The organism is Sphingomonas sp. IBVSS2 (genome assembly GCF_002127225.1).
GTDB lineage: Bacteria > Pseudomonadota > Alphaproteobacteria > Sphingomonadales > Sphingomonadaceae > Sphingomonas.
The window spans coordinates 283,218-297,016 of sequence record NZ_NFUR01000001.1 but is presented as its reverse complement, the minus strand read 5'-3'; the positions used below and the strand labels follow the sequence as shown (position 1 = coordinate 297,016).

Here is a 13,799-nt window from a genome sequence, read left to right as displayed (position 1 = left end):
GCCGATGCACGAGGGGGCAGCAATCAATCCCTGGGTCGCCTTCGCCTATCTGGTGGCGGGCATCTGCTTCATCCTGGCGCTGCGCGGGCTCTCCAGCCCGGCGAGCAGCCGGCGGGGCAACCGGCTGGGCATGCTCGGCATGGCCATCGCCGTCGTCACCACGCTGATCACGCACGAGATCGCCAGCCCGATCGAACTGGGCGCGGCGATCGCGATCGGCGGCGTGATCGGCTTCGTCACCGCGCGGCGGATCGCGATGACCGCGATGCCGCAGCTCGTCGCCGCCTTCCACTCGCTGGTCGGCATGGCGGCGGTGCTGGTCGCCGCGGCGGCGTTCCTCAATCCGGGCGCCTTCGGCATCCTGGGCGCGGACGGCGAGATCCTCAGCGTCAGCCGGATCGAGATGGGCCTGGGCGTGGCGATCGGCGCGATCACCTTTTCGGGCTCGGTGATCGCCTTCCTCAAGCTCAACGGCAACATGTCGGGCAAGCCGATCCTGCTGCCGGGCCGCCACGTCATCAACCTGGGCGTGCTCGCCGGCATCCTCGGCCTGATCGCCTATTTCGTCACCGACCAGAGCCCCTGGGTGTTCTGGACCGTGACCGCGCTCAGCTTCGTCATCGGCTTCCTGCTGATCGTGCCGATCGGCGGCGCGGACATGCCGGTGGTCGTCTCGATGCTCAACTCCTATTCGGGCTGGGCGGCGGCGGCGATGGGCTTCACGCTGCACAACAGCGCGATGATCATCACCGGCGCGCTGGTCGGCAGCTCGGGCGCGATCCTCAGCTACATCATGTGCCGCGCGATGAACCGCAGCTTCATCAGCGTGATCGCCGGCGGCTTCGGCGCGGTCGATGGCGGCGGCGCGGCGGGCCAGGCGATCGACCGGCCGTGGAAGCGCGGCTCGGCGGAGGACGCGGCCTTCCTGATGAGCCAGGCCGAGCAGGTGATCATCGTGCCCGGCTATGGCATGGCGGTCGCCCAGGCGCAGCACGCGCTGCGCGAGATGGCCGACAAGCTCAAGGAGCATGGCGTCCGCGTGAAATACGCGATCCATCCGGTCGCGGGGCGCATGCCGGGCCATATGAACGTGCTGCTGGCCGAGGCGAACGTGCCCTATGACGAAGTCTTCGAGCTGGAGGACATCAATTCGGAGTTCGCCCAGACCGACGTCGCCTTCGTCATCGGCGCCAACGACGTGACCAACCCGGCGGCGAAGACCGACAAGTCCTCGCCGATCTACGGCATGCCGGTGCTCGACGTCGAAAAGGCCAAGACGGTGCTCTTCATCAAGCGTTCGATGGGCGGCGTGGGCTATGCGGGTGTCGACAACGAGCTGTTCTACCGCGACAACACCATGATGCTGCTGGCGGACGCGAAGAAGATGGTCGAGGAGATCGTGAAGAGCCTCGACTGACGGCGGCGAACGGGGAGATCGTGATGGCGAGCGTGGGTTCGATTCTGGGCGGTGCGTTCGGGCTGTTGCGCGAGCGGCCGGGCGCGGTGGCGATCTGGGCCGTCACTTATTGTGTCGGCTCGCTCATCATTTCGCTGGTCATGGGCCTGCTGATGTTCGGCGCGGCGATGCCGGCCGGCGCCGATGCCGGGGCGGCGCTCTCGGTCTGGGCGGGCCCGATGTTCAGCCTGGTGCTGCTCCTCTATCTCTGCCTGCTGCTGCTCGTCGTGGTGCTGATGAACGCGGTGTTCCGCGCGATGCTGCGGCCGCAAGAGGGCGGCTTCGCCTTCATGCGGCTCGGCATGGACGAGTTCCGGATGCTCGGGCTGGTGGTCCTGGTCTGCATCGGCGTCTTCGCCGCAGTGCTGGTCGGCGAGTTGCTGCTGCTGCTGCTGATCACGATCATCGGCTTCGCGCTGGGAACGGGGGCGGTCGCCGTCGCGATCTCGGCCCTGCTCGCCCTGGCTTTTCTCTGCGCCGTGGTCTGGGTGGAGGTCCGCATCTCGCTGGTCTTCCCGCTGAGCTTCCATCGCCGCCGGATGAGCCTGGACGCTGCCTGGGAGCTGACGCGCGGCCGTTTCTGGCTGCTCTTCGCCTGCTATTTCCTGATCGGGCTGATCTTCGCCGTCGCCACCGGCATCGTGATGTGGGCGGTGGCGGGCGATTATTTCGCCGCGCTGATCCAGGCCAATGGCGACCGGGAGGAGATGCGCGCGGCGGCGGCGGCGTTCGCCGCCAGACAATTCGCCATGCCGCTCGCCACCAAGATCCTGTTCGGCGTGGCAGGGGCGGTGTTCTTCGCGGCGGGGCTGGCGCTGGGGCCGGGTCTGCTCGCCAGCGCCACCCGCGAGCTTCTTGGCGGCGAGAGCGAAGCCGCGGTGTTTGCAGCCGAATCCGACGGATCAGTCATGGACTGATTCGGAACGGACGGGCAATGAATCCTGCGCCCGTCCGCACCGCGCCATCAGAACCGGAATGGAGCGGACAGAGCATCCGTTTCGGAGGTTGGGCCTCTCCGGCGCATGGAGCGACTCCGAGAGGGCGATGACGAACCTTTCCGCGGCCCCCGAACTGATCGGCGCGCCCTATGACCTGGGCGTCAACGCGTTGCTGATCGCGGAGGCGATGGGCGCGGACGTGGTCGCGGCGTTCGCCGCGCTCGGGATCCGGGTGCGTGATCAGGCCGGTTTCGCGGCCGCGGCGCCGTTGCTCGACGCGGCGCGGCTCGATCTCGTCCTGCTCGATGGCCGTACCGGCGACGGGGCGGTGCCGGCGTCGCTGTTCGATCGCCTTGCGGCGCGCGGCATGGCGGACGGGCCGGCGCTGGTCGCCATCTTCCCGGCCGACCAGGTCGATCTCGCCGGCGCGCTGCTCGGCACGCCGCGCGCGCAACTCCTCTGTGATCCGGGAGCCGGCGAGCTGCTTGCCGCGCTGTTGGGTGTCGTCGCCGCGGGAGAGGCGTCGGCGCGGCTTTCCTGGGCGGATGTCACCCGCGATTCCGAGGCCGTTCGCCTGCGCCGGCTCAACGACGAAGTCGCGCGCATCGCCGATATCCTCGCGCGCCTGACCCGGGGCGAGTTTGCGGAGGAAGACGAGATCGAGCGCCGTGCCGGCATCCGGGCGCCCGACATGGAGTATCGCGGGCCCGACGAACCCATGCCCGAGATCGCCGCCGCCGAGATTCGCGCGGTCATCCGCGCGCGCCGGCTGCGCGCCCAGTATTTCGCGTCCGACCTGTTCGCCGATCCCGCCTGGGACATGCTGCTGGACCTGTTCGCCGCCGGGCTCGAGCGGCGGCGCGTATCGGTATCCAGCCTGTGCATCGCGGCGGCGGTTCCGCCGACCACGGCATTGCGCTGGATCGGCACGATGCACGATGCCGGCCTGTTTCGCCGCGAGGCCGATCCCGGCGACCGGCGCCGCGCCTATATCGTGCTGAGCGAGAAGGCGCAGCAAGGCATGCGCAGCTATGTGGGCGCCGTGCGCCGGGCGGGGTTGAGTCTCGTTTGAGGGCTTGCTCCTGCGCTCCGGCTTTGGCATCGGATCGCGACCGGCATCGTGTCCGGGGCGCTTAGCTCAGTTGGTAGAGCATCTCGTTTACACCGAGAGGGTCGGCGGTTCGAGCCCGTCAGCGCCCACCATTTCCCGATGGATTGTCGAGCACGGGCAAAAGTGCCTCAAGGCCCTCGATAACGCTGCCTCGGTGAGGTTCGTGAAAGTCGCCAACTTCGAAAGCGGCGTGCGCGGCGGCCACGCCTTGTCGCGGCGCATGGAGGAACGGGCGCGGCTTCCGAATGGCGAGATCGACTTCGATACCCCGTCGATGGCCATAGCCCCGGTTTGGGCTACAGCAATGGCGTTGACCGGCGATCCCAAAAGCCGCCGGCCTATTGCGCCCCCTCTTCCCGTTCCCGCCCATCGACAGGGATAGCGAAATCCCGCCTCGCCGATGGCCGACCGGGCTTGAGGATGAACTTCAACACGCCCCCGGCCTTTCGAAGCAGGGCCCGCGCGTCCTTGCTGAAGCGTTCGCGATGCTCAACCCAAGCGCGATCATACATCTCATCGATCATTGCTGCCTCCTGGCTTCGAACGACTGGGAGGGAGATGCGGATCTTCGGCGGCTGCTTCCAACAAAAGGATCGACTCGCCTTATCAAGAGGCTTTATCAAGCGCCATGCGACGGCTACCACCGCTTCCTGCAGTCCGGGCGTTTGAAGCGGCCGCGCGTAACGGCACCTTCACGGCGGCGGCGGCCGAGCTGGGGATGACCCAGGCCGCCATCAGCTATCAGATCAAGATACTCGAAGAGCGGGTCGGCGAACCGCTTTTCTTTCGGCGGGGAAGGCGCGCCGAGCTGACCGCCGGTGGCGCTCGCGTCGCAGCGCGGCTGGCGACCGCCTTCGACGAGATCGAGATGGCGTTCGACGAGCTGACCGGCGAGAGCGAGACGGTATTGCGCATCGCCACGACGGCGAGTGTCGCGAACAACTGGCTCGCGCGGAACATCGGCTCCTTTCAAGCCGCGCATCCGGATATCGAGATCGAGCTCGAAGTCGGCAGCGCGGTGATCGACCTTGCGGAAGCCCGCATCGATGTCGCCATACGCACCGGCCGCGGGGACTGGCCGGGCCTGAAGGCCGAGCATCTGGCCACGGTGTTCTTCACGCCGATGTGCAGTCCGGCTCTGGTGGCGGGGCGCCCTTTGCCGCTGGACGCCCGGGAGGCCCGCAACATGCAGAGGATCAGCCCGCAGGATCGATGGTGGCCGATATGGTTCCGGAGCGCCGGGGTGGACGACATGGGCGATTCCAGGCGCGGCGGGATCCGCATGGACTCGCAGGCGAGCGAAGGCCAGGCGGCGATGGCCGGGCATGGACTTGCGCTGATGACCCCGATGCTGTGGAGTTCCGAGCTCGCGAGCGGCCGCCTCGTGCGGCCCTTCACCCATGTGGCCGAAGAAGGCACCGCCTATTGGCTCGCCTATGCGGAAAACCGCCGGCATGCCCGCAAGGTCGCTCGCTTCCGCGATTGGGTCGTTCCGGCGTTTCGCGCTACGGCCGACTCGCTCTAGATCGGCCCGTTCGGTCATTCCCGGGCGGCCGGCACCGCCCGCTGTTTGCCGGTGCCACGCGGATCGATCCACAATAGCCGATGGGGCAGATCGAGGATGACGCGGCGGCCATCAAAGGCCCCGAGGCCAAGGGCGAGCGGCGCGCGCGCATCTGCCGAGGCCTCATGCACCACGTCGGAGACCGAGAGAGCCGCCGCCCCCACGGCGATGGCAAGGGGTGCGCCGCCGTTCGCCAACGATGGAAGCCCGATCGTCGCCCCGCGCGGATCGGACAGTCGCAGCGTCGCGGAAACCGGCTTTCCGTTGACGCCGGCCGGGAAGGACCAGCTTCCATCCGGGCCGGCCGTCAAGTCGACCGCGATCAGGCGCCGGGTCGCGCGCGCATATTCATAGGGCAGCACCATCCTGATCTGGCGGCTACGGAAATCCAGATCGAAGACATGGCCTTCGAGAATGTCCCGCCCGATGCGGAAATCGCTTCCCGCTTCCACCCGCGAAGGCGCGACGGCCAGGGCGTCGACGGGAAAGGTCCCGCCCGACATCGCGATCGTCATCGGGCGGCCGCGCCGCAACAGGCTGCCGGCATCATGGGGCGCGCTGCCCTTGTCGACCTGGTCCGCGATGCGCTCGCTCACGATCGAGGCTTCGGAACGCGGGTCGATCCTGGCTTGCAGCCGATGCCCCTCGATCGAGGCCGAGACCAGCAATCCCGTCGCCGCGATCACGAACTTTCCGCTTATTGCGCCGATCACGCCGCCCATTGCATCCTACTCCTGTCGCGCGCCCTGCGTGCTGCCACCGAGTGCGAGGTATAGCGCCGCCACGTCGCTGAACCGCGCGGCGCGGGCGTCGACAAGGGCGATGGCGGTCTGGCTCCGGGTCGCGGTCGCGTTGAGGAGAGCGAGCGTGCCGACCTGGCCAAGGCGGAGCTGATATTCGAGATACCCCAGATTTTCCGCCGCTGCCCCGTCCGCCTTCTCGGCCGCGGCCAGGGCAGCCGCGTCGGCGTGGAGCGCGGTCAGGGCGTCGGCGACATCGCCGAACGCGCCGAGCACTGCGGCGCGATATTGCGCCTTTGCTCCGTCGAGCGCGGCTTCGGCCGCCTTTTGCTGCTGCCGAAGCGCGCCGCCGTGGAAGAGGGGTTGGGTGATGCCGCCGATCAGCGACCAGAACGGGTTGCCGCCCTTGAACATGTCGCCGAAGCGCGTCGCCTGGCCGCCCGCCGACGCGCTCAGGCTGATCGACGGCAGGCGCGCGGCGATGGCGACGCCGACATCGGCGCTTGCCGCGTGCAGGGACGCTTCGGCGGCGCGCACATCGGGGCGCTGCCGAACCAATGTGGAAGGCAGGGAAACGGGAAGCGTCGCCGGCAGGGCCAGCGTGTCGAGATCGAGCGTGGCCGGAAGCGGCTCGGCAGGCTCGCGTCCAAGCAGGATCGACAGCGCCGAGCGCTGATGGCCCAGTGCCTTGACCAGCGCAGGCAGGGTCCCTTCGGCCTGGGCCAGCGCGGCGACCTGGGCCGCGACGTCCGCCTTGCCGATGGCGCCGGCATCCTGCTGGACGCGGAGCAGGGCCAGCACTTCGCGACTGGCCTTGATGCTCGCCTCGGTGGCCGCGATCTTCTCGCGCAGCGCCGCTTCCTCGATCGCGGCGAGGACGGTGTTGGCCGCCACGGCCGCCCTGGCGGCTTCGAGCCGGAAGGCGGTGGCGTCCGCCGTCGCGCGGGCGGATTCGATCCGCCGCCTGGTTCCGCCGAACAGGTCGAGCGGATAGGAAATGTTCAGCGTCGTGGTGTGGAGGCCGTAGAGGAAGACGCCGGGCTCCGACAGCGGATCGGATAGCGATTCCGACGCGCGGGTACGCGACGCCTGATAGCCGATATCGGCCTCGGGCAAGCGGCTTCCCGCGGCCGCGGCCGCCTGCGCGCGCGCCTGGCGCAGGTTGGCGTCGGCGATCGCGACATCGGTGTTCGCCGCGAGCGCGATGTCGACCAGGCGGTTCAACGCCGGATCGCCGAATTGCGTCCACCAGCGCGCCGGCAGTTCCGCACCCATCGCCAGCATCTCGCCGGGCGTGCTTGCCGTGGCGGGAATCTCCGCGGGTGGCGCGACGGGAGTATAGGCCGAGCTGGAAGGCGCCGCGGGGGGCGTGAAGGACGGGCCGACGGTGCAGCCCGACAGCAGTGCGGCGGCCATCATTGCGGGATGCGGCTTCACGCGGATGCCTCCCCTTCGGCGACGAGGATGGGCTTGTGCCGCGAGAACAGGTCGACCAGCACGGGCAGCACCAGCAGGATCAGGAGCGGCGCGAGGATCATCCCGCCGACCACCACGATTGCCAATGGCTTCTGCACCTGGCTGCCGATGCCGCTGGAGAACGCTGCCGGAACCAGGCCGATCGCGGCGACCAGGCAGGTCATGACCACCGGTCGCAGGCTCTGGCTGCATGCGCGCGCCAGCGCCTGGGCGCGGGCCATGCCTTCGTCGATCGCCTGGTTGAAGGCAGTCAGGACGATGATCCCGTCCATCACCGAGACGCCGAGCAGCGCGACGAAGCCGATCGCGGCAGAGATGCTGAACGCGGTGCCGGTCAGCACGAGGGCCAGCACCCCGCCGATCAGCGCCATCGGCATCACGGAGGCGGCGAGCAGCATGTCGATCGCCGAGCCGAAGTTCAGGAAGAGCAGCAGCAGGATGAGGCCGAGGCTGATCGGCACCACCAGCTTCAGCCGCGACACCGCATTCTCGAGATTGCCGAGCTCGCCGGCCCATTCGAGATGATAGCCGGGCGGGAGCTTGACCTGCTGGGCCACGGCCTGCTGCGCCTCGCTCACCGCGCCGCCGAGATCGCGCCCGCGCACCGCGAACTTGATCGGGACATAGCGTTCCTGATGCTCGCGATAGACGAAGGAGGGACCGGTGGTCAGCTTCACTTCGGCGACTTCCGAGAGCGGCACCTGCACCACCGCGCCATTGGCGCCCGGCGCGCCGACGGTGATCCGGCGGATGCTCTCCAGGCTGTCGCGCTGCCCGGGCTGGAGGCGCACGACGATCGGGAAGTGCCGGTCGGTGGCGCGCTCGTACAGGTCGCCGGCCGCCTCGCCGCCGATCGCGGCGCGGACCACCTGGTTGATATCCTCCGGCGTGAGGCCGTAGCGCGCCGCCCTGTCGCGGTCGGGGATCACCTGGACGGTCGGCTGGCCGAGCAGCTCGAACATGCCGAGATCGGCGATGCCGGGCACCTTGGCCATCACTGCCTCGATCTGCTTGCCGGTCTTCTCCAGCGTCGCCAGATCGGGGCCGAACAGCTTGATCGAGTTCGCGCCCTTCACGCCCGAGGCGGCTTCCTCGACATTGTCCTGGATATATTGCGAGAAGGCGAACTCGACGCCGGGGAAGCGATCCGCCAGCCGTTTCTGCATGTCGGCGGTCAGCTTCGCCTTGGTCATCCCGCGTGGCCATTGGTCGCTCGGCTTCAGCGGCGTGAAGAATTCGGCGTTGAAGAAACCGGTCGCGTCGGTGCCGTCGTCGGGGCGGCCATGCTGGGACACCACGGTCTGCACTTCCGGATAGGAGCGGATGATCCGGCGCGCCTCGTTGACCACCTTCTGCCCTTCCTCGAGCGAGACCGAGGCCGGCATGGTGGCGCGTATCCACATATTGCCTTCCTCCAGCTTGGGGAGGAACTCGACGCCGAGCGTGAAGCTGGTGACGCCCGCCGCGAGCACCAGTGCGCCCGCGCCGCCGAGCGTCAGCACCCGATTGGCGATCGCGAAGCGCACCGCCGGCTCGTAGACGGCGCGCAGCTTGCGCACGATCCAGGTCTCGACTTCGCTCAGCCGGTCCGGGAGCAGCAGCGCGGCGAGCACCGGCGAGACGGTGAAGGTGGCGATAAGCCCGCCGGCGATGGCATAGGCATAGGTCTTCGCCATCGGCCCGAAGATATGGCCCTCGACCCCCGAAAGCGTGAACAGCGGGATGAAGCTGGCGATGATGATCGCGGCGGCGAAGAAGATGCCGCGATTGACTTCGCCCGCGCCGTTCAGGATCGCGGAGAGCCGGTTGCCCGGCGTATAATGCCCGGCGCCCCGCTCGACGGCGTGGCTCCGCTCGACCAGGTGGCGATAGATATTCTCGACCATGATCACGGTCGCGTCGACGATCAGCCCGAAATCCAGCGCGCCGACCGACAACAGGTTCGCCGACTCGCCCTGGATCGTGAGGATCAGCACCGCGAAGCAGAGCGCGAAGGGAATCGTCGTCGCCACGATCAGCGCCGAGCGCAGATTCCCCAGGAACAGCCATTGCAGGAAGAAGATGAGGAGGATGCCCTCGATCATGTTGCGGATGACGGTGCTGGTCGTCAGCGCGATCAGGCCGGAACGATCATAGATCCGCTCGAGCTTGACGCCGGGCGGCAGGATCCTGGACGCATTGATGTCCTGGACCGCGTTCTCGACAGCCTTGATCGTCGGGCTCGACTGGGCGCCGCGATACATCAGCACGGTGCCCTGGACGATGTCGTCGTCCTGGTCCTGCCCGGCGATCCCGAGCCGTGGCTGGTTGCCGACCTTGACGGTCGCCACGTCGCCCAGCCTGACCGGCGCGCTGCCATGCGTGCCGACCAGCACCCGGTTGATGTCGTCGACCGAGTGGATCAGCGCGACGCCGCGCACGATCGCGTTCTGCGGCCCGAAGGTGACCGTCTGCCCGCCGACATTCGCATTGCTCTTGCCGAGCGCGTCGATCACGTTGGCGGCGGTGACGCCCTCGGCGACCAGCCGGTCGTTGTCGATGACGACTTCATAGGTGCGCGTCTTGCCGCCCCAGCCGGTCACGTCGATCACGCCCGGCACCGCCTTGATCCGGCGCTCGACCACCCAGTCCTGGATCGTCTTGAGGTCCATCACCGAATAGCCGGGCGGCCCGACGACGCGGTATCGATAGATCTCGCCGATCGGGCTGACCGGCGAGATGCCGGGCTGCACCCCGGCCGGGAGCCCGTCGATCTGGTTCAGCCGGTTGATCACCTGCTGCTGCGCCTGCTCGAACGTATAGTCGTAGCTGAACTGGATCTTCACGTCGCTCAGGCCGAACAGCGAGATGGTGCGGACCGAAGTGATGTGCGGGATGCCCGCCATCGCCACTTCGATCGGGATCGTGATGTTGCGCTCGATCTCCTCGCCCGAGATGCCGGGATTCTGCGTGACGATCTCCACGGCCGGGGGCACCGGATCGGGATAGGCTTCGATATTGAGCCTGAGGAAGGCGAAGCCGCCCGCGGCGATCATCGCGACGAGCAGCAGGACCATGAGCACGCGCTGATGCAGCGCGAAGGCGACCAGGCGGTTCATCGCGATCAGCCCGGAATGCCGGCTTCGTTGACGAAGATGGCGCCCCTGGTGACGATCCGCTCGCCGGGGCGGAGCCCTGCGGTGATCCGGATCGTGCCGTCGCCCGGGCCCTCCGCCACGGCCACGCTGCGGGCGACGAGGCGTCGGCCCGGCTGGGCGACCCAGACGCGGGCATTGTCGCCTTCGCGGATGACGGCTTCCGCGGGAACGACGAGCGCGGTGCCGGGCGCGGCCTTTGCCGGCGCGGCGATCGCGAAGCTCGCGAACATCTGGGGCTTGAGCACGCCGTCGGGATTGGCGATGACAGCGCGCACCGGCAGGCGATGGGTATTCGGATCGAGCGCGGATCCCACCATCCGCACCTGCGCGGTGAAGCTCCGTCCCGGCGCGGCCGGGGTGGTCACCGTCACTCGGTCGCCGACGCGGACCCGGCTCGCATCGCTCTCGGCCACCTGCGCCACCAGCCATACCGAGGCGGGATCGGTGATCACCAGCGCCGGTCCTTCCGTGGCGGCGCCGAGATACTGGCCGGCGCTGATCGCGCGATTGGCGACGATCCCGCCGATCGGCGCGCGCACGATCGCATTTCCAGCCAGCCCGCCCCGGGCGATACGCGCGATGTCGCCCGATGTGCCGCCCTGGATCGCGATCTGGTTGCGCGCCACGATATAGGCGGCATCGGCCGTGCGCATCGCCGCCTGCGCGGCGACCAGCTCGCCCTTGGCCTGCTGATAGTCGCGCAGCGCGCCGCCGCCATTCTTGTAGATCAGTTCCGCGCGCGCGGCATTGCCCTGGGCGATGCCGAGCTGGGCGCGCGCAGTGTCGCGCTGGGCGGCCGCCGCGACCAGACTGTTGGCGCCCTGCGCCCGCTCGGTCGAGCGGATTTCGAACAGGGGCTGGCCGCGCGCGACGCGTTGCCCGGCCTCGACGAACACGCGCGTCACCTGCCCGGTCAGCGGCGGCAGCACCGGCGTGGAACGGTCTTCGTCGACCGAGATGGTGCCGGTCGCGCGGACAGTCGAACCCTCCGCCGCGGTTCCCACCGCGCGGATCTCCATGGCGGCATATTGATCCGGGGTCGCCTGGAATATCCCGGGTTCGCCCGGTGTCTCCGCCGGATCGGGATCCTGCCGGTGCAGCAGCGACGCCAGCACGATCACGGCCAGCAGGATCGCCGCGCCGGCCAGCACATAGGCGATCTGCCGCCGGCGGGGCAGCGCTTCCGGCGATGGCGCGGGCGGGACGATTTCGGTCAAGGCAACCTCGAACGGCAGGAGAGGCGCCGCCGATAGATCGCGAAGCTGATGCGAAACTGAAGGTGGCGGTCAATCCGGCAGGAAAATCGTCGCCCGCAGCCCCGGGCCGTCGTCCCGGTTCTCGAGCAGCAGTTCGCCGCCCAGCACCGTCACCGCTCGCCGGGCGATTGCCAGGCCCAGGCCCTTGCCGGGGCGGGGATTGCGATCCCGGCCCGCCGCTCCCGACAGGCGCTCGGGATGCATGCCCGGGCCGCGATCGCGCACGACCAGCGCCATCCTCCCGCCAACGCGGCGGATCTCGACATCGATCGTGCCGCCGCTCGCCGCATGCTCCACGGCATTGTCGATGATCGTCGCCAGCGCCACCCGCAGCGGTGTCGGGTCGGTCGAGGCGATTGCCGCTTCGGGTGCCGTCAGCGAGAAATCGGCGCCGGCCCGCGCCGCGAACAGCGCGCGATCCGCGATGACTTCGCTTGCCAGCTCGCGCAGATCGACCTGCTCGCGGGTGAGCGTCGCCGCGTCGAGCCGGGCGAGCTGCAGCATCTGGGTGATCGTGTCGCTGCCGCGATCCACGCTTTCCAGCAGATCGGAAAGCGCCGCATGCTCCTCGGAGTCGGGTGGCGCCCGCCGCAGCAGCAGTTGCGCCCGTAGCTTCAGCGCGGCGAGCGGGGTGCGCAATTGATGCGCGGCATGGTCGGCAAAGGCTTGTTCGTGCTCGATCGCGGCGCGCACGCGCGCGAGGAGGCCGTTCAGCGCGGCGACTATCGGCGCCAGATCGCGCGGCATGGTGTGGAGGTGCAGCGGCTTCAGCTCGGCCGCGGACCGGCTGCCGAGCGTGGCGCTGAGCTGCTGCACCGCCGACAGCCCGCGGCGCAGCGTGAGCCATAGCAGCACCGCGCTGCCGAGGATCAGGAGCATGATCGGCCCGATCAACTGCTCGCCGACGCGCAGGATCAGCCCGGCCCGCGACTGCATCGGCTCCGCCACCACGATCAGCAGCCGTTGCTCGGGAACCGCGAGGCCATAGCTGCGCCATTCGCCGCTACCGACGCTGAAGGTGCGAAACCCGGGTATCGCGGCCACGCCCTTCCCGACATCGCCTCGCGTCGGCGGCACCGTCAGGATACCGAAATGATAGACGGCGAACTGGCGCCACGCGGCGGAGGCGCGGAACGCGCTGAGATCCTCCTCGCTGAGCAGCCTGCGATAGGGGGTGTCGTGGTTCGTCCGTGACTTTGGGTCCTCCCCGGTGAATTCCTCCCGCATGAGCAGATGCAGTACGTGCGTCGCGGTGATCAGCTGCTGGTCCGCGCGCTGGTTGATGTCGGCGCGCACGATCGCGAAGAGCACCCCGGCCATCAGCATTCCGGTCACCGCGACCAGCAGCAGCGTGCGGACATAGAGTGCGCCGGTGAGGGAGCGGCCGATGGCCCCCTTCATTTCGCGACCATGTAGCCGAGCCCGCGCGCGGTGACGATGAAGTCCTTGTCCAGCTTGCGCCGCAGTGCCGAGATGGCGACCTCCACCGTATTGCTCTCGATATACTGATCCTGGTCGTACAGCGCCGCCTCGAGTTCCGCCTTGCTGACGAAACGGCCGGCCCGGCGCATGAGGAGCGCGGCTATCCGGAATTCCTTGGCGGTCAGCGCGACCGGCTGGTCGCGCAGCCGGACGGTGCGGCCTCCAAGGTCGAGCGCCACGTCGCGTGCGACGAGAAGATCGGATCCACGTCCGTCGCGCCGCCGCAACTGCGCGCGTACGCGCGCGGCCAGCTCATCGATATCCAGCGGCTTGACCAGATAATCGTCGGCGCCGGCATCCAGCCCCGCAACGCGCTGCGTGATCCGGTCCTGCGCCGTGATGACGATGACCGGGACGAGCCGGTTCTTGTCCCGAAGTTCGCGGAGCACCTCCAGCCCCGCGATATCGGGAAGGCCGAGGTCCAGCAGGATGACGCCATAGGCTTCGCTGCGGCACGCCAGCAATGCCTCCTCCCCGGTCCTGGCCCAATCGACCGCATGGCCGGCATCTTCCAGTGCGGCCCGCATGCCCCGGCCCAGGGGAGCGTCATCTTCGACGAGGAGTAGGCGCGCCATGATCTTTGTTTCGTTGCTACGTCGCTTCGGGGCAGCCTAGCGCGGCATGCCGGACCAATCCAGA

The 13,799-nt window shown here is 68.6% G+C and carries 11 protein-coding genes and 1 tRNA gene; 5 read left to right on the top strand and 7 right to left on the bottom strand.

Translation table 11 applies throughout. The features are described 5' to 3' along the window. Positions 1-4 precede the first annotated feature (4 nt). From CAP40_RS01295 to CAP40_RS01280, 4 genes are all read left to right on the top strand, one after another. On the top strand, positions 5-1,417 hold the full coding sequence (locus tag CAP40_RS01295) for an NAD(P)(+) transhydrogenase (Re/Si-specific) subunit beta (protein WP_086127553.1): 1,413 nt from the start codon (positions 5-7) through the stop codon (positions 1,415-1,417). Between the two features lie 23 nt (positions 1,418-1,440). Then, positions 1,441-2,373 (top strand): hypothetical protein, encoded by a 933-nt coding sequence (locus CAP40_RS01290; RefSeq protein WP_086127552.1) that lies wholly within the window; start codon positions 1,441-1,443, stop codon positions 2,371-2,373. 127 nt (positions 2,374-2,500) lie between these two features. After that, a complete protein-coding gene (locus tag CAP40_RS01285) occupies positions 2,501-3,466 on the top strand; it encodes a hypothetical protein (RefSeq protein ID WP_086127551.1) in 966 nt (321 codons plus the stop codon). 55 nt (positions 3,467-3,521) lie between these two features. Continuing rightward, positions 3,522-3,597: transfer RNA gene (locus tag CAP40_RS01280), tRNA-Val, on the top strand. Positions 3,598-3,843: 246 nt separating this feature from the next. On the opposite strand, the gene CAP40_RS01275 is transcribed toward CAP40_RS01280, so the two are convergent. After that, the gene (locus CAP40_RS01275; protein ID WP_086127550.1) at positions 3,844-4,029 is read right to left on the bottom strand and encodes a hypothetical protein; all 186 of its coding nucleotides are present in this window, start codon (positions 4,027-4,029) and stop codon (positions 3,844-3,846) included. Between the two features lie 104 nt (positions 4,030-4,133). On the opposite strand from CAP40_RS01275, the gene CAP40_RS01270 reads away from it, so the two are divergent. After that, positions 4,134-5,030 carry a LysR substrate-binding domain-containing protein gene (locus tag CAP40_RS01270; RefSeq protein WP_086127549.1) on the top strand — a complete coding sequence of 299 codons (897 nt, stop codon included), beginning with the start codon at positions 4,134-4,136 and terminating at the stop codon, positions 5,028-5,030. Between the two features lie 14 nt (positions 5,031-5,044). Here CAP40_RS01270 and CAP40_RS01265 read toward each other — a convergent pair whose 3' ends face one another. The 6 genes from CAP40_RS01265 to CAP40_RS01240 form a co-directional block, all read right to left on the bottom strand. Continuing rightward, complete coding sequence (locus tag CAP40_RS01265) at positions 5,045-5,791, bottom strand: hypothetical protein (protein WP_086127548.1); 747 nt, start codon at positions 5,789-5,791, stop codon at positions 5,045-5,047. A 6-nt stretch (positions 5,792-5,797) separates the two neighbouring features. Continuing rightward, positions 5,798-7,246, bottom strand: a complete 1,449-nt coding sequence (locus CAP40_RS01260; RefSeq protein ID WP_256923960.1) for an efflux transporter outer membrane subunit — start codon at positions 7,244-7,246, stop codon at positions 5,798-5,800. Further along, entirely contained in the window at positions 7,243-10,383 is a 3,141-nt protein-coding gene (locus CAP40_RS01255) for an efflux RND transporter permease subunit (protein WP_086127546.1), read from the bottom strand. The genes CAP40_RS01260 and CAP40_RS01255 overlap by 4 nt, the downstream gene beginning before the upstream one ends. Positions 10,384-10,388: 5 nt before the next feature. Beyond that, the gene (locus CAP40_RS01250; RefSeq protein ID WP_256923959.1) at positions 10,389-11,639 is read right to left on the bottom strand and encodes an efflux RND transporter periplasmic adaptor subunit; all 1,251 of its coding nucleotides are present in this window, start codon (positions 11,637-11,639) and stop codon (positions 10,389-10,391) included. A 69-nt stretch (positions 11,640-11,708) separates the two neighbouring features. Further along, positions 11,709-13,079 (bottom strand): HAMP domain-containing sensor histidine kinase, encoded by a 1,371-nt coding sequence (locus tag CAP40_RS01245; RefSeq protein ID WP_086127545.1) that lies wholly within the window; start codon positions 13,077-13,079, stop codon positions 11,709-11,711. Beyond that, positions 13,076-13,735: a response regulator transcription factor gene (locus CAP40_RS01240; RefSeq protein WP_086127544.1), complete on the bottom strand. Its 660-nt coding sequence runs from the start codon at positions 13,733-13,735 to the stop codon at positions 13,076-13,078. The genes CAP40_RS01245 and CAP40_RS01240 overlap by 4 nt, the downstream gene beginning before the upstream one ends. Positions 13,736-13,799: the final 64 nt, after the last annotated feature.